The following is a 23,006-nucleotide window of genomic DNA, read 5'->3' as shown; positions in this document are numbered from 1 at the left end:
TAGTGGTAGGTTAAGAGAAGGAATAGGGCTTGGATTCATTAGGCTCTAAACAAAAACACTCGCTATTTGGCGTTATATAAAGGAATAAAATGAAAACAATTGTATTATCTGCATCACTTTTTATGGCTACAATCAGTTCAATGGCCCATGCGTCGTCTTGTTCAGTAGAAAACATGGATATTATTGGGCAAAAAGCCTTTGTAGATATTGCAGAGCTTAAAACCTCGTATCGTGCCCGCGTAGATACAGGCGCGACACGCACGTCACTTCACGCGATGAATATCGAGGTTATCGATGGTGTTGATGAACTAGAAGCGAATATTGGTAAAGAGGTACGCTTTGTTACGGGTAATGAGTTGGACGAACATCACCATCACCAAGCTGAGATTGTTGCCGTGCGCAGTATCAGCAATTCATTCGGTACAGAGTTTCGCTACAGCATTGAACTTACGATGACCCACCAAGATTACGAACAGACTGTAGAGGTAAACCTTCGAGATCGCTCCAGCATGGGTGATAAGCTATTGATTGGGCGTAATTGGCTCGAATGCCGGTATCTGGTGGATGTCAGCCAAAACCCGACTGAAATACTGTAGTTAATTTTTAGAGCATGAGCTTGAGATCGTGTATTTATCGTTGCCTTTGATAAGGTTCAAGCTCAATGTATGACTCTCATAGAATGGGTGGTATGTTAACGATTATTCAATGAACAAGCCTACTAGGACCCTATTGTGATTGTAGAAAACATCCATCATGTCGCCATCATCTGTTCTGATTATCCAAAATCTAGGGCTTTTTATACTGAGGTTTTAGGGTTGAGCATCATTGCAGAGAACTATCGAGAAAGCCGTGATTCTTATAAGTTAGATTTGGCGCTCCCTAATGGTGGTCAAATTGAGCTGTTTTCTTTCCCTAACCCGCCTAAACGATCAAGCCAGCCAGAAGCGCAAGGTTTAAGACATTTGGCATTTTTAACGGCGTCAGTTGAAGAGGCTGTCAAAGCACTAAACGCATTTGGCGTGGACGTTGAACCGATACGTGTCGATGAGTTCACTGGTAAGAAATTTACGTTCTTCCAAGACCCAGATGGGTTGCCGTTAGAGCTGTATGAAAAGTAAGTCGGTTCATGTTGGACTTGAATACTAAAAAAGCCACACGATAAGTGTTATCGAGTGGCTTTCTTCTTCAAATAGGGCTTAGATTAAAGAGGCGTTGTCACCTCATCCACCAAATACAAAATTGATTGGTATGGCACACCACTGTGGTGAGAAAGTCCAATCTCACAGGTTTTACTGTTACTAAATCCTCGAGTGCAATTCTCTGGCACTTGCTCCTTCAGTGGATGAACTGCCGCAGCGTTGAGTTCTGGTGTGGTAAAGCCTTTATCCCCTGCCCAACCACAGCACTCAATGTGTTCGGGAATGATGACCTCAGAGGTGCATGCTTTGGCGAGTGAAAGCATGTCATTTTCTAGCCCCATTCTTCTCGAACTGCAGGTGACATGCAGCATGACTGTCTCTGCGATAGGCTTAAAGTTAAGGTAATCTTTGAGATGTTTTAAAACAAAGCTAGTGGGCTCGAAGATCTCAAGCGGCTTGGTGAATTTTTCCATGCTGAGTTTGGCGCATGGGCTGGTGTCCATGAGAATAGGAAACTTACCTTGCTCGCTTGCCTGCCATAGAGCCTCTTCCAGTTGTTGTGATTTCTGGTCGGCAATATCGTTTGCGCCTTTGCTGTCGTAGGGCATCCCACAACACTGATCATTGAGCTTATTCGGGGTGAGAATCTCGTAGCCTGCCTTTGTAAGGAGTGACATTGTCACCTCTGTGAGAGGGCGCTGATCTTGGGCGTTAGTTTGTTGGCCCATGTTGCGACTGGCACAGGAGGGGAGATAAACGACTTTTCGATCAAAAGTTACCGCGCCAGAAGCTTGGCTAATCGGCTGACTAAGCTTATGCGAGTTCGATTGTGGATACTCTGCGAGCCAAGTAGGTGTGGCACCGTGAGTCAGCTTACGCAATCCTTGAGTGACTTTACTGACGCCTTTGCCACCAACCATGTTCGTGGCTGCACTATTCGTCTTTAGACCGGCTCTCGCTATCGCTGTTGCGGAGCTGAAATGGTTGGCACTCCATTGGGTGGTCCATTTAACCAGTGGGGTGAGCTTTTGGTATCTCGCTGAGCGTAGTTTTTTGACTAAGTCACCAGTATTGATACCAACAGGGCAACGATCGGCGCATAAACCGGTTGCCGCGCAGGTATCAATGCCTTGGTATTCAAATACTTTTTCAAGGTCACTCGCTTCTGCCGATTCACCTGAATTTCTTCGGCGTTGGAGTTCGCGATATAAAACAATGCGCTGGCGAGGGGATAGAGTCAGAGTGCGGGAAGGACAGACTGGTTCACAAAAACCGCACTCAATACAGCGATCGACAAGCTCATCGGCGGCAGGCATTGGTTTAAGGTTTTCAAGGTGTGCTTTGGGGTTGTCGTTGATAATTACACCCGGGTTTAACAGCCCTTGGGGGTCAAACAGAGCTTTGATTTTCTCCATTAATGCGTAGCCGTCTTTTCCCCATTCAAGTTCAATATAAGGGGCCATATTACGCCCTGTGCCGTGTTCCGCTTTGAGTGACCCTCGATATTTTACTGCGACTAATTCGGCGACATCATCCATAAACCCGCCGTAACGGTCTATTTCTTCTTGGCTATCAAATCCTTGGGTGAACACAAAGTGAAGGTTACCTTCCAACGCGTGACCAAAAATAATCGCTTCATCATAGCGGTATTTATCAAAAAGAGACTGAAGATCACGTAAGCCATTGGCGAGGTTTTCAACTGGGAAGGCGACGTCTTCAATGATAACCGTTGTGCCAACCTCACGCACAGCTCCAACGGCGGGGAACATGCCTTTACGAATGCCCCACAGCGTCGAGACAATCGAAGCGTCTGAGGTGAAAGGCACAGACTCAATAATGGTGTACTGAGCCACGGAATCCATAATGTGATGACATTGCTGAGTTAATGTTGCGGCGTCGCTGGCATGGGACTCAATTAGAATAGCGCAGGCCTCTAAGTCGAGTTCTGCGATAAATTCAGGCAGTCCTTTTTTATCTGCCACAGAACGTAGGGCTCGCCCATCCATGAGCTCAACAGCAGCCACTGGCTCCTTAGAGAGTGTGGTGACGGCTTGACTTGCTTGTTCAATATCAGGAAAAACCAACAAAGATGAGGCTTTGTACGCATGCTCAATAACCGTGTTGTAAGTGACTTCCGCCATAAACCCGAGCGTGCCTTCCGAGCCAATCATGAGGTGCTCAATGATTTCGATGGGATCTTGATAGTCAATCAGTGCATTGAGTGCATAGCCAGTGGTGTTTTTGAGACGATATTTATGGTGAATACGTTGAGTGAGCTGACTATTAGCGATGGTTTCATTGTGTAACGCATAAACACCGGCAACAAAGTCTGGACGCTGCTGAGTGAATTCCGCAATGCTAACGTCATCGCCCGTATCCAAAATAGAACCATCGCTGAAAACTATCTTCATGCTGTCGATGGTTTTGTAGGAGTTTTGCGCCGTACCGCAGCACATCCCACTAGCGTTGTTCGCGGCAATACCCCCAATTTTACACGTGTTGATTGAAGCAGGGTCTGGGCCGATTTTTCGTTGATAGGGGGCAAGGTATTTATTTGCATCCGCGCCGATGACCCCTGGTTGGAGTGTTATTTTTTCTCCGTTATTTAAGATCTTGTGGCCACGCCAATCGTCAGTCAGAGTGATGAGCACCGAGTCTGAAACCGCTTGTCCTGATAAGCTTGTCCCCGCAGCACGAAAGGTGCAATGAATCAACATTTCACGACAGCATTGAATCGCGTAAATGACCTCATCGAGATCTTTCAAGCGCAACACTATTTTCGGTACTAAACGGTAGAAACTGGCATCCGTACCATACGCCAAGCGCTTTGCGTGTTGCGTAACGATTCTATCAGCATCTATCTTAACCCTGAGTAGCAACTCAAGTTGTTGATATGCGCTATCACTGCTCCTTTGGGGGCTACAGTTATTATCGTTGCTTTGGTTATTATGGGATGTGTCCGACATGTTGGCTTCCTTGTGCTCGCGACAGCGTTATATTTTTATAGAGTCAGCGATTAAAACGGTGTCATAGTTACACCTCAATTGTTGTGACATTGTTAGAATTTACTTAACAACACTCGGCAATAAAGTATTTATTCTGTCGGTATAAAAAGGCCGCTTCAATAATGAAGCGGCCTTTGAGATAAATGACGGAGGTTAATCATAACCCGATGAGTTTAGGCCCGTAACTGCTCTCTTGGTAGTGTCACGACTATACGCTCAATATCGCCGCGTCGTTGGTACAAAGAGTGAGCAACGCTTGCGCTTATCTTCGTTTGATCTGCGGTTTCAACTTGCCCATTACAGTGATGAACCGTTACCTGCGCTGTGTCGCCAAGCGCGTAGACAAACGGAACTTGGCAGTAAGTAAACGCGAGTTGATCAGCCATAACACTGAATTGATGGTTATTGCCTGCAATATCTTGGTATTTAAATGTCGCTTCCGAGAGTAAAAATTCACTCTTATTGAGTAGTGTCGGGCGAATTTCGATACCATCTTTATCAACCATTAAGCCGAGCTCAATAAATCGAGTGATTACTTCCTCTTTAACTTGTCCTGTCATACCTGGTTGCTGAGCGCCACCCGTTTTTGGTGTATGAGAATAAGGATCGGTAGGGAACGCACCATAGTTAAGTGGCGTTTTATTGAAACCAATCCCGTCGCGAACTTTGTAGTAGTAATCAGAGAGCTGTGCGCAAGCTTCGCTGTTTGGATCTTGCTTAAGCGCGGTTAGGTAATTCTCTTGAACCGCAAGAAGCAATTTAGAGACCATATGCCAATAGATACAGCCTAAGCCTTCATAACCAAACATAGTGCCTGAGCGACCCGTAAAGGCTTTGTGATTAAACACTTGCTCATAAAGCTCAAACACAGGTTGCCACTCTTGAGTAGAAATGGATGGATAGTCTGCTTTCACTTTCTCAACTTGTTCAGCGAGAAAGCCACTATTTTCAAAGTGAGCATTAAAGTGATAATGACCATTCGCATCTTGATTGACGATGCGTTGATCGCCATTTCCCAGCATTTGAGTTAACGCAGCGCAGTTCGATATGTCAGCGGAATCAATGCTGTTCTTATTCATGAAGTGAGTTAAATCTCGGTCAGGATACAACATGAAGCTGTGCTGATCGGCGCGGTACATCTCACTTTCGAACAGTTTATCAAGCAGTTCAACGGCTTGTTCTGGTGTTAACGCACCAGAGCTTAGTACGGACACTTGGCCTTCAAGCATAGGGTACAGTTCTTCAACCTTCGCAGTCGCTGTTTCAGTCCCTGCGTGCTTATAGTCAAGAATGTTATAGGCATTGAATAGCCCATCTTGACGTAGGTTCGTCGAGATAGAGTGATCAATGACTTTCAAGCTCGCGCCCAATAAAGTTTGAATAGCATTGACTTGAACCGATGTTTTTCCCGTGAAACCTTGCTTGTAAACTGTGTTGCGGTAGCGTTCAGCTGATAATGACAGCTCGTTGAGAATCTCGTAACGACGGCTAGATGACACCGCTTCAGGTTGAAGTTCTTTCGCCACTTCAACTAGCGTTACACAGATACCATTTAGCCAGTCAGCAACCTCAGTTGAAAGGGTATAGCTTGATTCGGCTTGTGCTAATAGCTGCTGAGTAAAGACAACATAACGACGCATGTAGTATAGAGTCACCATAGACAACCCATTACCGACAATAGCGTTATTGGCATCATTCCACTCAGGACGCTGAGTATTTAACCAAATACCACCATCAACCACCAAATTACTTAGCTTTGCTAGCAGTGGCACTAGAATTTTCTCAACCAAATTGACGCTGTAGACTGTATCATCGCTGTTTAGTAGCAGGCGTCCATCGCTGCCCAACTCTTGGCTTTTACGCACAGTCAATGCTTGAGTCTCACCACTAAACGAAACCGTGTCTTTAGGATTTTCAAACAGCCCATCAACTGAGCAGATGCGATAAGGCACATTAGCGTAGCTGAAAATGTTGCTACCCAGTAATGTTTTTAAGTCTTCGCTCTGGTATTTGTCTGCCAATTCTAGGAACTTAAGCAAGTAGATGATTTGGTGGTCACCCCAGTAACCAATATTACTCCATGGGTCCTCTGGTTCGAGAAGCTCCCAATCAATGCCGTCTTTAGTAATGCGATATGGGTTGTAACCATCCGCCGTCGAAGCATTGACGAATTTCGCCAAGAACGAAGAAATATAGCCAGGATAGCTATGTGCAATCGCTTCCCAGTTTTGGAAAATATCGCGCCAGTTACCCTGATAAGAGAGTAAACGATCTCCTTCTGAGTCTTTTAGATTTATTTCATAATGATTCCAGGGACGGCTTGGATCGCCATGACGACGACCAAAGGTCAACGGAAGGTATTCATAGCAGAGACGAACAAGCTGAGCATCACCGGTTTCTTTTGCTAATCGAACCAGCTCGGGGTGAGAAAGAGATTGTGGTAATAGCTCAAAAAAGGCGTGGTTAGCCTCAAAAACCTTTCTGTTTGAGGCGGCAATTGTCTTGGTAACATCGGCTTTATCAAGCTGATAGTTATGCTCGAATACGCCACCGCGCATGTTGTTAAACAATACGTTAGCGTAATGATGAACGCTGGTGGTTTCTTCAGCCGTCAACTGCCATGCATCGGCCCCCGACATCAGAGAGATGAGTTCTTGCTGGTTCGCCTCGATGTTGGCGTCAATGACGGATGATAGATCGCGTGTTTCTGTTAGCGTACGCTTAAGGTCAACGACGGCGCGGTGATCTTTATCGATATCAGCAACGATAGTCCATTGGTTGCTTTGACCCGAATTTAAGGTAATGGTTTTATTAATAAAGTAACTACCCCGGAATCCTTTGGTTAGATCTTCAGGCTCAATGCTCAATCCTTTACGGAAAGATTTAACTTGCTTACTTGAAAGTAGCAGTGTGTTGTCGTCACTATCGACGCTAAACACCGTTGTCGCAAGTAAGGATTCGGCAGGATCAGCACGATCACTTAATTTTGCGTACATGGTGTAAAGCGCAAGATCGGTTCCTTCTACGCGTTCATTCCATTTATAGGCGTCCACCAATGCACTTCTTGTTTGCATTGCAGACAGGGGGGCACCTGATGGTAATAAGTTCTGAACCCCATCAAGAATCTCTATTTCGCGAGATTGATTGGAAAGATCGGTTAGCTTTGCGTCGCGGACAAAACCGAAGGCTTCGCTGGTATTCCAGCTGTATTGGAAGGCAATCTTTAAGCTGTGATTGATCTCTTCAAATACGATTTTATCGCCAATGGTATTCTTGTATAGGTGGCGTTCGACACAGTACAGGCCATCGTGATGAACGTTAAATGGTTCCCATAGCGGATTGTTCTCACCATCTTTAATTCGAACTAGGGTTTTACTCCCAGTGTTTTCTGCATTTTCGTGAATATGATCAACAGATTTATAAGGAAACAGCGCATTTTCTGGTCGAATACGACCGGCAGATAAACTACCAGTTGAAGAAACAAATAACCAGTGATCACTTGCAGATACAACACTGATAAAAAAGGGTGCCATGTGGTCAACGTTAGAAATTTTGTAATATCGTTCACCATTAAGGTCAACAAATGTTCCATCTACATCCGAGCTAATGTGTTCAATTGTCATAATTTTTCCCACTTTTCTTTTTATGAAAGCGTTTTCTTTTTAAACTAAAAAAATAGAGCGTCGTTAACACTGGCTACCTGCCAATATAACGATTCTCTAAAACCAATGAATAATCAGAGGAAATCGGTACCTTCATTTTCATACTATCCCTGCCAAGCTTTGGTTCAACTAGTGAAAAGCGAAACTCTCCAAACGGTCACGTACAATCGTACGTGTATGAAATAAATCATTGAGTTTCATGGGTGGAAGGTTGTCATTGAAAAAAAGCTGAGAGCTACCCCACATATTTATATAAAGAAATAGAGTTAACAGGATTTTGTCGCCCAACAATAAGGTTCAGAAAAGGTAATTTAGGGAAGATAAGCAAAACCATTGTTGAAGGTGAAATGGTTAATTGAGCCTATCTACTATCGTTATCTGGCTATTTCGCACTGCGTCTTATTTGGTGAAAATTGGTCATTAAAAAAGGGTAAGCTGAATTGAGCTTACCCTTTGGTTTATTGAAGATTTACACTGTGAATCTTACTCTTTTATGCCGTATTATCACTACAGCGTGAGTAAGTAATTGACCAAGGCATTGTATTCGTCAAAGCTTTTAATATTGTCTGGCTTGACGATGTATTTGTCATTAACCAGAACACCGGGAACACCCGTTAATGTACTTGCTTCAAATTGCTTATCGAATTTTCGCTGCATGGAGTCTACGACAAAACCGTTGTAGGCGGAGTCAAACTTCTTACCGTCAACACCATAATCTACAAACAGTTGGCGCAGCGCCGCTTCATCTTTTGGCGCCTTACCTAGCTGATGAATTTGCTTAAACATGGCTGGAACCATCTCTTTTTCGACATCCAACGTCACCATCGCAGCGTAAGACTTTGCCATTGGCACCGCCATGTTATTGCCCATAAACGCTACGTGTACCTTTTCGAATTTAGCGTTATCAGGAAGTGAGGTTTTTAAGTGCTCAACTACCCCTTCAAACTTATAGCAGTGTGGGCAGTAGAAAGAGAAAAATTCCGTGACAACAGGCTTTTTAGCTTTTTCCACATCCAGTACCTTGAAGTGTTTCCCTTCTTCAAACTGAGCAGCGTTAACGGTTAGGGCGATAGCCAGCGTAGTAACAAACGTAATTAATTTTTTGATCATGATTCATTTCCAAAATGTAGATAAATAGACGCAACAAGTCGATTGTGCGTTCAATCAATATTGATTCGGTGCTCTTCAGAGTGAGAGCGAAATTTAAGCTGGAAATGAAAGGATAGGGGGGCGGTAGAGCGTATCAGCCCTAGCTTGCGTGGTCGGGTTTTGATCGGGCTCGATAAGAGCAAGTGAATGTGATTGCACCGCCAAAATAACGCCAGATTGGCTCGTTGGTATTTTAAAAAGGCACGAGGACCCACAGCCATGTTTACTTTGTGCGTTGTGAGGACTAGGAATGGAATGTTCTTGATCTGGGCAATCTGAACTTCGCGAATTATTTATAAGGGTGCTTGAGTGCAATGGAAGAAGGCTAGCACTTGATAATGATTGGCCAACCAGTGAAGGATCTGATTCGTTACTCTGATTCATGCCAACTGGGTTTATCTTTATAGGCGCTACTCGGGTGTTCTGAGCACTGATCACAAATGTTGTAATCATCATCAGAGTGAGCAGCAAAAAAGATAACCAAATAGGTCGAGAAGCCTTATTCATGAATCGCTGTGTGTTCCATACAGGTAGAGAGCTTGCATCATACCCCAATAACGGACGTGAATTAAATAGTGTTGTTAGCAGGTAGGTCACACTCTGACTTTGAATCGCTAGAGGTGACCTACGTTTTAGTTGGGAAAAAATCGGCTCGAATTTATTTAGGCTGATTTTAAACAGGGACAGGTTATAAAAAAGAGACGAGTTATATCTGCCAGTCGCCCCCTAGTGCCTTATACACCAACACGGTAGCTTGCGCACTTTGGAGGCGAGCTGCGATTTGTCTGTCTTGCATCATTTTCTGCTGTCTTTGAGCATCAAGTACTGACAAATGGTCGATTAGCCCAGCTCGATAGAGGGATTTAGCTTTGCTGACCGCTGTATCAGAGGCTTCATTGGCATGAACAATTCGGCTATGGTTTTCTTGTGCTCGACCATAGTTAAATAATGCAGAGTCGACTTCCGCAAACGCAGAATCCACCGCGTGTTGATAGTGCATCGCGGCTATCTGAAATCGAGATTCGTGCAGTTCAACCATAGCTTCACCACGACCACCATCAAACACATTCCAGCTAACGCCTGCTGCGCCAGCCCAACCAATGGAGTCACTACTAAACAGATCATCAAAGCTACCTGCTGTTACTCCAGGGACACCCGTTAAGAAAAACTTTGGGTATCGATTGGCAATCGCTGCGCCAACTTCCTCGTTGATCGCTGCCATCTCTCGCTCGGCGATACGAATATCGGGGCGGCGAGTAAGAAGATCTGATGGCAGCCCTGTTGGGATAACATCATTCATGAGTGGCAATGGTTGGTGTTGCGCTAAACGAATATCAACCTGAGATAGTGGTTCACTTAATAGAACCGCTAAGCGATGTTTATGCACTTGCTGCGCGGTTTCTAGTTGAGGGATCATGGATTCAGTCGCCGCTAACAGTGTTTGAGCTTGAGCAAGATCCAACTCTGAGCCATAGCCACTGCTGACCACTTTTTTCACTAAATCTAACGTCTTTCGCTGATCTTCAACGTTAGCAAGTGCTAAGTCGATACGTTCTTGTGCCCCTCTGTATTGCAAATAGTTGTGAATCAAATCTGAAGTGATCAGCGTTGTCAGACCGTTTTGGAAGATCTCGGCTTGCTCTACACGGATTTTCGCTGCATTAGCTTGTCTGTCTAGGCGACCGAAAATATCCGCCTCCCAAGCAATGCTTGCTCCGACAAAGCCACCATCGTGCTGATTATCACTCAACGTCATGGCACCAAGTTGTGGTGGTAAGCCGCCAACACTGTCACCAATTGGGTTAAGTGCAGACCCTAGCATTGAGTCATTTTTGCTGAGCTGATAGTTAAAGTAACTGGCTCCAATATTAACGGTCGGCACTTTGAATGACTCAACAATAGAGTGATAGGAGTTCGCCATTGATATACGTTCAGCGGCCACAGTCAGTGGAATATTTTGCTGTTGAACGTCTGCAATCATTTTGTTGAGGGTTTCATCGTTAAATTGGTGCCACCAGTAATTACTCTCAGCATGTTGTTGGCTATCGGCACTCCGTTGATTATTGGAGTGAATGTAAGTGGTAGCCAGATCAACCTCTGGAGGCTGATAGTCTGGGCCAACAGCACAACCCGTTACCAACATCGCGATAACGATAGGGGTCAATTTATGAGTAAGTGAAGTCATATTGGTCTTCTCCTATGCGTTATTAACGTTAAGTTCTTGGGAAGTGTTCACTGAGCCTTGTGCATCATCGTTATCAGGCTCAGGAGAAACGGCTGCCTCTTTGTGACAAAGACGGTACAAGGCTGGCATGACAACCAGAGAGAGCACGGTTGCGGCTGCTAGTCCCCCGATGATGGTGGCGGCCATTTGGTCAAACAGTCGATCACTGATGAGCGGAATCATCCCTAGGGCAGTAGTCAGCGCCCCCATTGATATTGCCATGGTTCGATTGACAGTCGCTTCTTTAATCGCTTCTGATAGCGCTCTGCCATTTTTCCGCTCAAGCTCAATTTGGTCCATCAAGACGATGCCGTTTTTGATAATCATACCGGTTAGGGTGACCGCGCCAATCAGAGCCATAAAACCAAAGGGTTTATCAAAGCCAATCAGTGCAAATGTAGCTCCTGTTGCGGCAAGTGGTACGGTAAACAGGATGATGGCAGGTTGAACAAAACCGTTAAACATTGCCACAAGAATGATCACCATGATCAAAATGGCTTTAGGTAGCTGTAATAGAATATCGGTAACGGCTTTATGTTCATCATAATATTCGCCGCCCCATTCCATGCTGTAACCCGGTGGCAGTTCAATCGCTTCTATCTCTGCAATTACTGCATTACGAACAATCGCGGGTGTTGTGTGGCTGGCAATCCCCGCTTGCGCGGTAATGGTTTTCACTCGGTCACGACGCCAGATCATCCCTTGCTCTGATTTGAGTTCGAAGCCATCAATGACTTGACCTAGAGGGACAGTATGCACGCCTACTAAAGATTTAACCGGCAGTGTTTCTAATGACGCCATGTCTTGATTTGATCCGCGTAGTTGAATTGGGATCAACTCATCATTAAGGTTCATTAAGCCAAGTGGCATACCATCGGAAGCACGTTTCATGGCAAAGGCGATGTCTGCACGGTTAATGCCAGCCAAACGGGCTTTGTCTTGATTGATGATGGGAACCAGTACCTTGCTTTGCTGACGCCAATCATCTCGTACGTATTTCGAGTCAGGATGCTGAGAAAAAATCTGCTTTGCTTGATTCGCTAAGTTACGGAGTATGTGCTCGTCTGGGCCAGAAAATCGAGCCTCGACGGAGTACTTATCGGAGGTGGCCAGTTTCAGGCTACGAAAGCGTGGTTCTGCATTGGGAAAGTGTTCAGCAATCCAAATATCACCGCGCTGAACAAGATACTCAATTGACTCAAAATCGTTGGTGTTGACCAGAATTTGCCCATAGGACGCGTCAATTGGCTCAGGCTCGACGGTGACAGAAAACCTTGGCACACTCGCACCGATAGCCGAAGAGAGGCTGTCCACTTCTGGTTGTTCTAAAAGCCAGGTTTCGATCTTCTGCATGTCAGACGAGGTTTGTTCAATGCTCGCTCCTGCTGGTAGCCAATAATCTAGGAAGATAACCGGCCTGTCCGACTGGGGGATGAAGTTAACCGCGACGTGAGGTATTGCTAGGAAAGTCGCCAGAACTAAGGGTGCCAATGCCGATAGTGACTTTATCGGGTTGTCCACGCTCCAGCTGATAAAACGGCGATAAACACTGGGCCTAGTTTGTTCTTTTACCACCGCAGGTTTAAGGAATAACCAACATAGTAGTGCCGTGAAGGTCATCGCGACAAACCATGAAAGCAGCAGTGAAGCGGCGATTATGAAGAAAACGGACTGCGCAAATTCAGCCGCATCAGTTTGTGAAAACAAGACTGGGCTTGCTCCCATAATCGCAATAATCGTTGCGCCAAGCAGAGGAATGACGGTTTCTTTGACTGACTCGATGGCCGCTTGAGTCCGTTCCATGCCACGATTGAGTTTGGCCTGCATCATGTCGGTGATGACAATGGCGTTATCAACCAACATACCAAGAGCAAGAATAAAGGTGCCTAATGACACACGGTGTAAATCGATCTGATTGATGTTCATGTAGATGAGCGTGATCAATATGGTGAGAAGTAAGCTACCGCCAACAATGGATGCGCTTTTCAACCCCATAAAAATCAGCAGCACAAAAAAGACGATCGAGACACTTTCTAGTAGGTTCATGACAAAGTCATCGATCGCCTTTTGTACTTCCTCTGGTTGGTAGGCAACGGTTGAAATATCAACGCCTAATGGTAACTGTGCTTGATAATCACTGATGACACTACGAATGGTCTCACCCAAAGAAACAACGTTAATGCCATCAACAGGGCTAACGGCCAATGTCACGGCAGGCTCACCATTAAAGCGATTTTCAATTAATGCGGGTTGTTGGTAACCCATTGTGACATCGGCTATGTCGCCTAGACGGATTAACCCACTTCCGAGTTCACTAACCCCGCCTTTAATCACGAGGTTTTGCACGTCTTCGATGGATTGCAATGCGCTGCTGTTGTGGATACGGACACGTTCTTGCCCTGCGAGAAAGTGACCGCTTTCAAAGGTCAAATTTTGGGTATTAAGTTGATTCCAAACCTGCGCGACTGAGAGCCCATATTGCGCTACGCGCTCGTCGGCCATATCGATGTAAACGGCTCTAGGCTGAACGCCGTGAAGCTCAATCTTTTTGATTCCGTCAACCGCTTTTATTCGACGTTGTAGCTCTTGTGAATAACGGCGCAGCTCTTCTGGAGTCGCATCTTGGCTATGGATGGAAAATAACATGCCGTACACTTCAGAAAACTCATCTTGGACGATACTGATCTGTGCGGTTGAAGGTAAGGTAAGTTTTACGTCGTTGACTTTACGGCGCAGTAAGTCCCATTGTTGTGGCAGTTCTTTTGAACTCAAGCTCTCTTTGAGATCGACAAAAACCATTGAAACACCTGGACGAGAGAGGGAGCGTAGACGGTTGAGTTCTCCCATCTCTTGCAGTTTCGTTTCAATGGTATCTGTTACTTGATGCTCGACTTCTTCTGCAGACGCTCCGGGGTACAGGGTTACGACCACGGCTGTTTTGACGGTGAAACTTGGGTCTTCAAGCTTTCCGAGATCAAAATAAGAGTAGAGACCAGCAATTACACACAGTACCGAAAAAAACAGGACAAATGTTCGCTGGCGTATCGCGAATTCCGCTAAGTTCATCATGCTGTTCCTTACAGGTCGCGGTTAATGGTGTGACTGACGACATCACCATGCTGCAAGTAGGGAGCACCGCTAATAACAGCAACATCACCTCGATTCAATTGGCCTGAGACGCAGGCTTGCTGAGCGTCGATAGTTTCAATAGTCACAGGGACCCAATCAATGATGCTGTCACGAACAACGTTAACGTGCAGTGATTGGTCTTCACCGACTAATGCTGAATACGGTAAGCAAAACGCGTTGTTAGTATCACCAACTTGAGTCTTCACAGTGACGGATTTTCCAGGAAAGAGCTGGGCATCGTGCGTATCAATGGCAAAGGTGACGGTGTAAGTCTGTTTAATACGGTTGGGCATTGTTGCCATTTCGGAAACAACGGCATCGTAACTTTGCTCAGAGCGATGCCAAGATACCTGAGCGGTGTGGCCAACATTGAAGTACTGGATCATATTTTCAGGGACATCAATATTCACTTCAACAAGATCAGTATTGTGCAGTTTAAAGGATGGAATCCCAGGTAATACTTGTTCGAATGGTTCGACAGAAATGTCGCCAATCACACCATCAAAAGGGGCGGTAAGAATCGTGTAGCCGACCGTATCTTTTGCTCGCTGAATGTTTTTGTTAACGACCTTGACCGCTGATAAACTTCGCTCATAACCACTGATCGCCCTATCTAGGCTAACGCTTGAAATGGCGTCATCAGCAATGGCTTGCTCTATGCGTTTTTTCTCTGCAATCGCCAAATTATGAGCGGCGTTAGCTTCGATCATTTTTGATTCGAGTTCAGCAACAATGAGTTGATAGTCATGTGGGTCAAGCTTGGCGATGACTTGACCTTTCTTAACTTGATCGCCTCGATTGACTAAGATGGTTTCAACGGTACCTGGCACTCGAAAGGAGAGGCTGGCTTGCTCCTGTGAGTAGACAACACCATTAAAATGTTTGGTTGAGAGCGTACTAGAGTCCGTAAGCTTAACAACTTGCAAAGGGCGCATTTGAGGTTCAATAGTTTGTATTGCTGTTGGATTCGTTTGGTTACAAGCGGTGAGGCTAAGCAGTATTGCCCCGCATAGAATTGTTTTTAAATGAGTCATGATAAAAAGCTCCTTAAGTTGGGGGCTATCTTATCGTTGACTCAATAGAAGATAATCGAGGGTTTAGAAGAATTACTGTCACAATATTTATGACAATCAAAAAACCTTTGGAATTTCTGTTACAAGATGATCGATCATCAGTCTGCAGGTTTGAGTGAGTGTTTTTGCTTGAGTATGGAGTAACCAACCGTGTTCTTCGATTGGAGTGAGCTCTGGGAGAAGAGTGACCAGTTGGCCTTGTTCAATTTCTTTCTTTACATATATGTTAGGCAGGAACCCGATGCCACGATGAGACATAACGGCCCTTTTAATAAAGCCCACGCTGTCGCATACGATCTTAGGCGATACCGTAATATTCTCGCCATCAAAGTGCCAGACATTATCGATACTTCCCCCAGGCCAGCGAAAGCAGATACAATCTCTTTGGTGAAGTGTACCTAGCTCATTGATTTTACCTGACTGAGTTAGGTAATCGGGTGAGGCGACTAGGATGCGGTCTAGCTTTATTAGTTTTCTAGCGACGATATCCGAATCTTTCAGTAGGCCACCATGAAAAGCAATATCTAAGCCTTGTGGAAACATATCGTTAAAAGCGTTATTGATATGACGAATGTCGAGCTCCACTTCCGGATACTTATCTAAAAAGGCAAAGAGTAGCGGTTGCAGTAGTTCATGTGTCTCTGGAAGTATGCCTATTTTGACCACGCCTCTAACCACGTCTGATTTTGTCGCGACGTTATGATGAGCGGCATCGAGCATGTCGAGTGCTTTAACGAGCTCTTCTTTGTATGCCTCGCCTTGATTGGTTAACGATAGGCTACGTGTGGTGCGATGAAAGAGCGTTGTACCGAGTTGCTTTTCTAAATCGCCAATACGTCGACTCACGTTTGCTCTAGGTATATCAAGTGCATTGGCAGCAGCGGTAAAACTGCCCAGTTCGATGACTTTGATAAACAGTTTTAGGTCGTCAATCTTCACTCAACCATCCTCTTGTGTTTGTACGTTAACTGCTATGCAATTTGTTCAGTAAATTGCGGTGAGGACACACTATCATTGCTCTAGAACTTAGAAAAGACATGATTGTAATTAGGGCCTGTCGGCCTTTGACGGTTGACATCTTTTCAGCGTTCAACTGCAGATGACGTACATGAATTATGGGTAGAGGTGGATACAAATCGTGATGATTAAAACCCCCAATTATGCAATGTAAAAAACAGCATCATACTAATGACGGTTGTGAGCAATACATTGCCTGTTTTCCAAGCTAAAAAAGTGGCGAGAATAGCGCTAATAAGGTACGGGTTGATGAGAGGCAACAGTTCGTGCGTTTCTGCATCTAAAGCCATAATAGGCGCAAGAATAGCCGTTAGAATCGCGGGGCTAGAAAATTTGAGAAAGCGCTTTACTTCGTAGCTCAATTTAAGCGGTAGAGCGGGCTCCAAAAACAGGTAGCGACTTAGGAACACCACCGCCGTCATGGCGAATATCGACAGTAAAATCATGATGCTTCTCCGTGTTTTTCATTAGATAGAGTGTCTTTAATGGTTGGAGGCGATGAGAATCGTTCGGCTATGTACCCGGCAGACATCGCCATTAAGCTGGCGATGACCAATGCACCGTTGACTTGCCATTTATGCAATAAGATTGAGCTCACTAAAGCGACGACGACGGAGAGAAAAATAGGCTTGGATTTGATGTTTGGAACCACAAGTGCAATGAAGGTGGCGACGATCGCAAAGTCTAACCCGAGCGAATCCAAATTGGGTATGTAGCTACCGCCGATAATCCCAACGAACGAGGCGATATTCCATATCACGTAAAAGCTTAACCCTGCGCCAAGTGCATAGTAACGGTTAAACTCTTTCGGTTTATGACCGATTAGGGCAAACAGTTCATCGGTGAGAAGAAAGCCTAGGCTTAATCGCCATCTCAGTGGTAGTGGGCTAATCGTTTCTCGCATTGCGACGCTATACAACAAATGGCGAGAGGTGATGAAAAAGGTGGTGATGAGCATGGTTATTAAACCTGCTCCTGATTTAAACATCCCAATCGCGACAAGCTGAGCAGCACCTGCAAACAAAATAGCCGATAACGCTTGAGCCTCTAGAACCAGCAAACCAGACTCCACAGCATAAGAGCCCGCAAGAAGCCCCCATGGAATAACAGCGATACTCAGAGGCATCATTGCCAATGTGCCTCGCCACATTTGGTTCCAGGCACTTACTTGAGTTTGCTCCTTCACTTTCGACATTGGGCTTCCTTTCCATACTTCCATTAAGGTGGTTAATCATTGAGATATGAGGTTAATGTTACAAAACTTCAAGGTTTGTTAGTTTATTGAGGTGATAATCAGCCTGAATAACGACAATAGTCGAATCCTGGCGAGCTAAAAGCTACCTAGCACCATTTCGTGTATTTATGACCTTTTTGTTCTGTTTTGACCATGGCAAGAAGTGGTCATATTGACATAAAAGTGGTCAATAACCATCACAACCTCTAGTATTGATAAGCATTCTCATTGTTGGCGTGATACATGCAAAACCAAAGAGAAGAAAGTTGAGTATCCTTAATGAGTAACTTCTTTAAGCAAAGGTGAAGGTATGACAGATATTCCACATGGTTTAGTAACAGGGAAAGTACTGTGCAAGACTCAATGGACCGATCAATTGTTTTCACTTCAAGTGAGTGCCCCAGTCTCGTCGTATCTTGCAGGTCAGTTCACTAAATTAGGTTTGTTGAACGGTGATGGTGAGTGGGTAAGACGAGCCTATTCCATGGTTAACGCCCCTGAGCATAGGTTTGGTCAGCAACATCTCGAGTTTTTAATCATTAAGGATCAAAACGGGCAACTTTCGCCGCAATTACATCAACTCAATGAAGGCGATGATATCTATGTAGGTAAAGACCCTAGCGGTTTTATGACACTAGAAGAGATTCCACCTAACGTGAAAGATTTCTGGATGCTCTCAACTGGAACGGCGGTCGGGCCATTTATCTCCATTCTTGAAAGTTTGCAGATACAGCAACAAGAAGCGACGAACGCCAAGCCATTTAATCGTTTGATATTGGCTCATGCAGTCAGAACGCAGCAAGACCTTACGTATCAAGAGCGCATTGCTCAACTTGTTCAACATTACCAAGGGAAACTCATTTATGTGCCAATTATTTCTAGAGAATCAGTCACCGGAGCTCTGCGCGGACGAATCCCAAGCTTGCTACTTGGAGGCGACCTTGAGCGAGCTGCGTCTGTCACTATCAATAAAGCCGACAGTTTCTTCTACCTTTGCGGTAATCCGCAAATGGTTCGAGACACGAGTGACGCATTAAACTCCTTAGGGCTTGAGAAGCATTTGCGCAGAAAGGCAGGTCAATACAGCAGTGAGAACTATTGGTAACTCGACGCGTTACGTACCTGTAGCCCAATTAGCTTGTAAAAACTAGAGAGGTTATCTATGAGTTGTTTACGGATCCTTTCCCACTGGAAGATTCAACGTTCAACGCCGTTTTTTACTAAAGAGAACATACCGGCCGCATTACTTATCTACCAGTCCATCGCAATATTGGCATTGTGTAGAGCTAGCAAAACAAACAGTAACTTCAAAATAACCCTATTAAAAACAATGATTAATGGTGGTAGACAAAACAATAAAACGCAACATACTGAAGGTGTTATTCGTTTGAATACTTGATATTCATTTTTTAGGTAAGAGAGGAAGCCATGCTCAACATTGCTTTTTTTAGCTCAAAATCATACGACGAGAAATCATTCAACCTAGCGAAAGGTGAGCTCGATGCCGAGTTTCATTTTCATGATTTCAGGCTCACCACGACCACCGCAAAAATGGCGCACGACAGTGAGGCGGTATGTGCGTTTGTTAATGATGATCTTTCACGAGGCGTACTTAAAATCTTGGCACAAGGCCGCACGAAACTGATCGCGATGCGCTGCGCGGGGTTTGATAAAGTGGACCTAGAGGCAGCTAAAGAGCTGGGCTTACAAGTGGTACGAGTGCCGGCTTATTCACCAGAGTCGGTTGCCGAACACACGGTTGGCATGATGATGTGTTTAAACCGTAAACTGCACAAAGCGTATCAGCGAACTCGAGACGCGAACTTCTCTCTTGAGGGTTTAGTTGGTTTTAACTTCTACGGTAAAACGGCGGGGGTTATTGGCTCGGGGAAAATCGGGTTAGCGACCATGCGTATCTTAAAGGGGCTGGGTATGAATATACTCTGTTATGACCCATACCCTAACCCATTGTCTGAAGAGCTGGGTGCTCGATACGTTGAACTTGATGAGCTTTACCAAGAGTCAGACGTCATCTCTTTGCACTGCCCGATGAGCAAAGAGAATTTCCATTTATTGGATGAAAACGCGTTCAATAAAATGAAAGACGGCGTGATGATCGTGAACACCAGTCGTGGTGAGTTATTGGATTCAACGGCGGCTATCGAAGCCTTAAAACGCAGCAAAATTGGCGCACTTGGGTTAGATGTTTATGACAACGAGAAAGAGCTCTTTTTCCAAGACAAATCGAACGATGTGATAGTGGATGATGTGTTCCGCCGTTTGTCTGCGTGTCACAATGTGCTGTTTACCGGACACCAAGCGTTCTTAACAAAAGATGCGTTACATAACATCGCCAATACAACGCTCACCAGTGTTGATGCTTTCTTTAGTGATAAAAAGAGCGGCAACGAACTTATCTAAAGTCAACCGTACGAACAAAACCACGATAACGCTTTAGACGAAGTGGAGTCGTGGCTTTTTTGGTACATCCATATCGATTTGGTTAGCCTGTTTATTTCGTGAGAAATTTATTTCACAAGGTTTCATCAAGCCTGTGTAGATGTGAGCGTTTAGACAGGTTTTTTATTTAAGGATGATTCTACTTTTTTCAAAGAGGTATTCCCTTTATAACAGACGAGTTATTGGAGTTTGATGGAAATTACGGTTATGTCTGAAGAACAAACAAAGATGTCTGAGAAGCAAAAAATGCTGGCTGGCGAGCCCTACCAAGCGTGGGATGAAGAGCTATTCCAATCACGAATAGAGTGTCGAAAAATCCTTCGAGAATTGAACAACAGTATCCCTAATACCAATGAATGGCGAGCTGCGTCAGATGCGCTGATCCCGAATGCACCTGACGCCTATCTAGAGCCTCCGTTTCGCTGTGATTACGGATCGAACATTAAGCTAGGCAAGAATTTTTACGCTAACTTTAATTGTGTGATGCTTGATGTGGCGGAGATTACGATTGGTGACAATGTCATGCTTGCACCCAATGTGCAGCTGTATACGGCTAGCCACCCTCTAGGTGCTAAAGAGAGAGTGGTCGATGGTGTCGAGTTTGGTGTGCCGATCACCATTGGTGATAACGCATGGCTTGGTGGCGGTGTGATTGTTTGTCCTGGCGTTAATATCGGGGAAAACAGTGTGATTGGCGCTGGCAGCGTGGTGACAAAAGATATTCCTGCCAATGTGGTTGCCGCTGGTAACCCGTGTCGGATTATTCGGGTCATCGACGAAAGAGATAGCATCTAGCACTGCTGTGTTCAGCTAATCGTTATATCTAGCGTTACAAAAATAAAGCCAGCACTATTAAATAAATAGGCTGGCTTTGTTGTCATTAAAGGCTCATTAAGCGTTATTTGATGGTCGTCGTCACAACATCACCTTGTGCCGTTTCACCGATACCAACTGTGAATGGGAAAGTGACATAGTGGAAACGTGTCGTTGTTTGACCGTCGTGGATAGCAATATTAAAGTCATACGTTCCGCCCACTTCCATGATCTTGTCATCTTGTGGATGGCCCGTATCGAGCTTACGTTTAAAGATCACCGTGTATTGGCCATCTTTCCACTCAGAAAATATTTCGTCGTTATCACCTGCAGAGCCTTCAGCCACTCGGTTAATACGGCCTTGTAGGTATTGACCCGCTTCAATTTTTCTTGCATCGTATGGCATGGTATTCACGCCTTCAATTAAAGCAATACGCTTGCTTAGGTCATCAAAGTCTTCCTCGTTTAGTGCATAAAAGCCTGTCACGGACTTATCGAACATGTATTTAGGCAGATTAGTCTTGCTATTGAAGTTCCACGCAAAGATATTTTTGCCTTCATCAAATAGGCGATATTCTAATACGTAACCATCATCTGCGCTGTTAGTCGGTGCTGAACGAGTTGAACGCCATTGCATGAGGTCAACAAATTTACCATCGGCTTTTAGCTGATCGATCTCGTCGCGAGTTTTCACTTTGTCCCAGTTGATACCGTAACGCTCAGTACGAGTATCAGGTAGATACTTGCGAATATCTTTCTTGTTTAGGTCGGCGGCGCCTATTACATCAAGAGCAAGCACATCCCTTGCGGTTGCAGGGCCTAAGTCGCGCATCCCTTGGTGACAAGACATCCAACAGCCTTGCTGGGTGAATTGGTCTACCTTGCCATCATCAATCATGATTGAGAAGCGATCTTCGTAAATTGGCGAATATGGATTTTTACCACGGTCACCACCTACTTTTGTCCACTTATTGCCGTTATAGAGGAATGTGTCGTGCATACGTGCGGGTGCTGGAGATTGTGTTTCCCATGTCGCTTTTACATAAATGTGCTCAGCGTCGTTTGCAAATTGGAACTCTGCATCCACAAAACCTGCTTTATCAATCATGCGATCTAAACGATCGTGTTTGACTAACTGTTCACCGAGCCCTTTTTCTTCACCTTGGTGGCAGCTGGTACACGTTTTTGATTCAAAACCGTCACGCAGTGTCCCTTGGTGCTCTGGAGAGTTAATCCAATCGTAGGTGATTAAACCCGGGAAAAAGAGTGTTTTTTCAATCATTGGCACATCATTCCAATTGATATCAGGCTCGATGTTATCTGCACTCATGTTGTATGCGTTTGCAGTGCTAGCAGCAACTAAAGCGGTGCCTGCAAGTAGGGTAAGCAACATGCTCTTTTTAGCGCGTGTAGCATTGGTCATGTTTGAGTTAGTCATTCTTGTTCATCCCCATCATGCGAATAAATGTGCCGTCTTTTTTAATAACGTGATGTGAAAGCGTGCCTAAAATATGGGCGGCAATCAGTACGTAACAAGCGATTTCAAGTATTGAGTGAATCTGGAAAGAGAACTCAATGAGACCAGAGTTACGCTCGGCAAACCCTGGAATAGTGAACAGCCCAAACACCGACGTTGATTTGGCTTTCGCCATAGTGATGAACAGACCAGAAAGTGGCATAAGAACGATGATCGCGTACATTGCAAAGTGCGCCATACGAGCAACGAATTTATCCATGTGGTTGCCAAGTGCTGGTGGATGCCCTGTCCAATTTAGCCATGCAATACGAACGACATATAATCCTAAAACGACCATTCCAAACGATTGGTGGAGTTCAAAGCCCCAAGAGTTTGCATCGGGAGACAACAACATAATGAGCAGCGCAACAATGAAAGCAAAAGCAGATACATGATGCATCACCTTACTCGCAGTGCTGAAGTGGTCTACTGGGCCAGTTACCTTCATAATTAATTATCCTAAGTTTGTTATAAATTATTATCGGGCAGTCAAGCTACCTCTTAGTGGTTAGTTTAATTTTTTTGATGAATAGGTGAGATTGATTAATATCAATTTGCAAGTCAGATAGAGCTTTATATTAAATA

17 protein-coding genes and 1 pseudogene are annotated in these 23,006 nt (G+C 44.8%); 6 read left to right on the top strand and 12 right to left on the bottom strand.

The features are described 5' to 3' along the window. Positions 1 to 89 precede the first annotated feature (89 nt). Entirely contained in the window at positions 90 to 596 is a 507-nt protein-coding gene (locus KP803_RS12390) for a putative ATP-dependent zinc protease (protein ID WP_248009148.1), read from the top strand. Positions 597 to 734: 138 nt separating this feature from the next. Beyond that, a complete protein-coding gene (gene gloA2 / locus KP803_RS12385; RefSeq protein ID WP_248009330.1) occupies positions 735 to 1,118 on the top strand; it encodes an SMU1112c/YaeR family gloxylase I-like metalloprotein in 384 nt (127 codons plus the stop codon). A gap of 83 nt (positions 1,119 to 1,201) precedes the next feature. Here the strand turns inward: gloA2 and KP803_RS12380 are convergent, their stop codons facing one another. The 10 genes from KP803_RS12380 to KP803_RS12335 form a co-directional block, all read right to left on the bottom strand. Then, a complete protein-coding gene (locus KP803_RS12380) occupies positions 1,202 to 4,105 on the bottom strand; it encodes an FAD-binding and (Fe-S)-binding domain-containing protein (RefSeq protein WP_248009147.1) in 2,904 nt (967 codons plus the stop codon). Between the two features lie 212 nt (positions 4,106 to 4,317). Then, positions 4,318 to 7,767, bottom strand: coding sequence for a hypothetical protein (locus KP803_RS12375; protein WP_248009146.1), 3,450 nt, complete (start codon positions 7,765 to 7,767; stop codon positions 4,318 to 4,320). A gap of 546 nt (positions 7,768 to 8,313) precedes the next feature. Beyond that, positions 8,314 to 8,916: a thiol:disulfide interchange protein DsbA/DsbL gene (locus KP803_RS12370; RefSeq protein WP_282437266.1), complete on the bottom strand. Its 603-nt coding sequence runs from the start codon at positions 8,914 to 8,916 to the stop codon at positions 8,314 to 8,316. A gap of 93 nt (positions 8,917 to 9,009) precedes the next feature. Beyond that, positions 9,010 to 9,462 carry a hypothetical protein gene (locus KP803_RS12365; RefSeq protein ID WP_248009145.1) on the bottom strand — a complete coding sequence of 151 codons (453 nt, stop codon included), beginning with the start codon at positions 9,460 to 9,462 and terminating at the stop codon, positions 9,010 to 9,012. A 199-nt stretch (positions 9,463 to 9,661) separates the two neighbouring features. Continuing rightward, positions 9,662 to 11,140, bottom strand: coding sequence for an efflux transporter outer membrane subunit (locus tag KP803_RS12360; protein ID WP_248009144.1), 1,479 nt, complete (start codon positions 11,138 to 11,140; stop codon positions 9,662 to 9,664). A 12-nt stretch (positions 11,141 to 11,152) separates the two neighbouring features. Next, positions 11,153 to 14,248 (bottom strand): efflux RND transporter permease subunit, encoded by a 3,096-nt coding sequence (locus tag KP803_RS12355; RefSeq protein ID WP_248009143.1) that lies wholly within the window; start codon positions 14,246 to 14,248, stop codon positions 11,153 to 11,155. 8 nt (positions 14,249 to 14,256) lie between these two features. Continuing rightward, a complete protein-coding gene (locus KP803_RS12350) occupies positions 14,257 to 15,342 on the bottom strand; it encodes an efflux RND transporter periplasmic adaptor subunit (protein WP_248009142.1) in 1,086 nt (361 codons plus the stop codon). A 96-nt stretch (positions 15,343 to 15,438) separates the two neighbouring features. Beyond that, positions 15,439 to 16,320: a LysR family transcriptional regulator gene (locus KP803_RS12345; protein ID WP_248009141.1), complete on the bottom strand. Its 882-nt coding sequence runs from the start codon at positions 16,318 to 16,320 to the stop codon at positions 15,439 to 15,441. 206 nt (positions 16,321 to 16,526) lie between these two features. Beyond that, the gene (locus KP803_RS12340) at positions 16,527 to 16,844 is read right to left on the bottom strand and encodes an AzlD domain-containing protein (RefSeq protein WP_248009140.1); all 318 of its coding nucleotides are present in this window, start codon (positions 16,842 to 16,844) and stop codon (positions 16,527 to 16,529) included. Beyond that, a complete protein-coding gene (locus tag KP803_RS12335) occupies positions 16,841 to 17,593 on the bottom strand; it encodes an AzlC family ABC transporter permease (RefSeq protein ID WP_248009139.1) in 753 nt (250 codons plus the stop codon). Before KP803_RS12335 ends, KP803_RS12340 begins: the two co-directional genes overlap by 4 nt. A 349-nt stretch (positions 17,594 to 17,942) precedes the next feature. Between KP803_RS12335 and KP803_RS12330 the strand changes: the two genes are divergently transcribed. From KP803_RS12330 to KP803_RS12315, 4 genes and pseudogenes are all read left to right on the top strand, one after another. Then, positions 17,943 to 18,737, top strand: coding sequence for a ferredoxin--NADP reductase (locus KP803_RS12330; protein ID WP_248009138.1), 795 nt, complete (start codon positions 17,943 to 17,945; stop codon positions 18,735 to 18,737). Between the two features lie 57 nt (positions 18,738 to 18,794). Beyond that, positions 18,795 to 18,899: pseudogene (locus KP803_RS12325) on the top strand (DUF1971 domain-containing protein); the annotation flags it as partial. A 161-nt stretch (positions 18,900 to 19,060) separates the two neighbouring features. Beyond that, positions 19,061 to 20,053, top strand: coding sequence for a 2-hydroxyacid dehydrogenase (locus KP803_RS12320; RefSeq protein ID WP_248009137.1), 993 nt, complete (start codon positions 19,061 to 19,063; stop codon positions 20,051 to 20,053). A 231-nt stretch (positions 20,054 to 20,284) separates the two neighbouring features. Further along, on the top strand, positions 20,285 to 20,887 hold the full coding sequence (locus KP803_RS12315; protein ID WP_282437265.1) for a sugar O-acetyltransferase: 603 nt from the start codon (positions 20,285 to 20,287) through the stop codon (positions 20,885 to 20,887). Between the two features lie 103 nt (positions 20,888 to 20,990). Here the strand turns inward: KP803_RS12315 and KP803_RS12310 are convergent, their stop codons facing one another. Beyond that, positions 20,991 to 22,343 carry an ethylbenzene dehydrogenase-related protein gene (locus KP803_RS12310; protein WP_248009136.1) on the bottom strand — a complete coding sequence of 451 codons (1,353 nt, stop codon included), beginning with the start codon at positions 22,341 to 22,343 and terminating at the stop codon, positions 20,991 to 20,993. Further along, positions 22,336 to 22,869: a cytochrome b gene (locus KP803_RS12305; RefSeq protein WP_248009135.1), complete on the bottom strand. Its 534-nt coding sequence runs from the start codon at positions 22,867 to 22,869 to the stop codon at positions 22,336 to 22,338. Before KP803_RS12305 ends, KP803_RS12310 begins: the two co-directional genes overlap by 8 nt. Between the last annotated feature and the right edge of the window lie 137 nt (positions 22,870 to 23,006).

This window comes from Vibrio amylolyticus, from assembly GCF_023145695.1.
Taxonomy (GTDB): Bacteria; Pseudomonadota; Gammaproteobacteria; order Enterobacterales; family Vibrionaceae; genus Vibrio; species Vibrio amylolyticus.
This window is presented reverse-complemented; position numbering and strand designations above follow the sequence as displayed.

What these genes read in the sequence shown, in the direction of transcription:
- KP803_RS12355 (WP_248009143.1), bottom strand. Translation starts at nt 14,248, where the DNA reads ATGATGAACTTAGCGGAATTCGCGATACGCCAGCGAACATTTGTCCTG.
- KP803_RS12315 (WP_282437265.1), top strand. Translation starts at nt 20,285, where the DNA reads ATGGAAATTACGGTTATGTCTGAAGAACAAACAAAGATGTCTGAGAAG.
- KP803_RS12380 (WP_248009147.1), bottom strand. Translation starts at nt 4,105, where the DNA reads ATGTCGGACACATCCCATAATAACCAAAGCAACGATAATAACTGTAGC.
- KP803_RS12360 (WP_248009144.1), bottom strand. Translation starts at nt 11,140, where the DNA reads ATGACTTCACTTACTCATAAATTGACCCCTATCGTTATCGCGATGTTG.
- KP803_RS12365 (WP_248009145.1), bottom strand. Translation starts at nt 9,462, where the DNA reads ATGAATAAGGCTTCTCGACCTATTTGGTTATCTTTTTTGCTGCTCACT.
- KP803_RS12330 (WP_248009138.1), top strand. Translation starts at nt 17,943, where the DNA reads ATGACAGATATTCCACATGGTTTAGTAACAGGGAAAGTACTGTGCAAG.
- KP803_RS12390 (WP_248009148.1), top strand. Translation starts at nt 90, where the DNA reads ATGAAAACAATTGTATTATCTGCATCACTTTTTATGGCTACAATCAGT.
- KP803_RS12375 (WP_248009146.1), bottom strand. Translation starts at nt 7,767, where the DNA reads ATGACAATTGAACACATTAGCTCGGATGTAGATGGAACATTTGTTGAC.
- KP803_RS12305 (WP_248009135.1), bottom strand. Translation starts at nt 22,869, where the DNA reads ATGAAGGTAACTGGCCCAGTAGACCACTTCAGCACTGCGAGTAAGGTG.
- KP803_RS12335 (WP_248009139.1), bottom strand. Translation starts at nt 17,593, where the DNA reads ATGTCGAAAGTGAAGGAGCAAACTCAAGTAAGTGCCTGGAACCAAATG.
- KP803_RS12340 (WP_248009140.1), bottom strand. Translation starts at nt 16,844, where the DNA reads ATGATTTTACTGTCGATATTCGCCATGACGGCGGTGGTGTTCCTAAGT.
- KP803_RS12310 (WP_248009136.1), bottom strand. Translation starts at nt 22,343, where the DNA reads ATGACTAACTCAAACATGACCAATGCTACACGCGCTAAAAAGAGCATG.
- KP803_RS12370 (WP_282437266.1), bottom strand. Translation starts at nt 8,916, where the DNA reads ATGATCAAAAAATTAATTACGTTTGTTACTACGCTGGCTATCGCCCTA.
- KP803_RS12350 (WP_248009142.1), bottom strand. Translation starts at nt 15,342, where the DNA reads ATGACTCATTTAAAAACAATTCTATGCGGGGCAATACTGCTTAGCCTC.
- KP803_RS12320 (WP_248009137.1), top strand. Translation starts at nt 19,061, where the DNA reads ATGCTCAACATTGCTTTTTTTAGCTCAAAATCATACGACGAGAAATCA.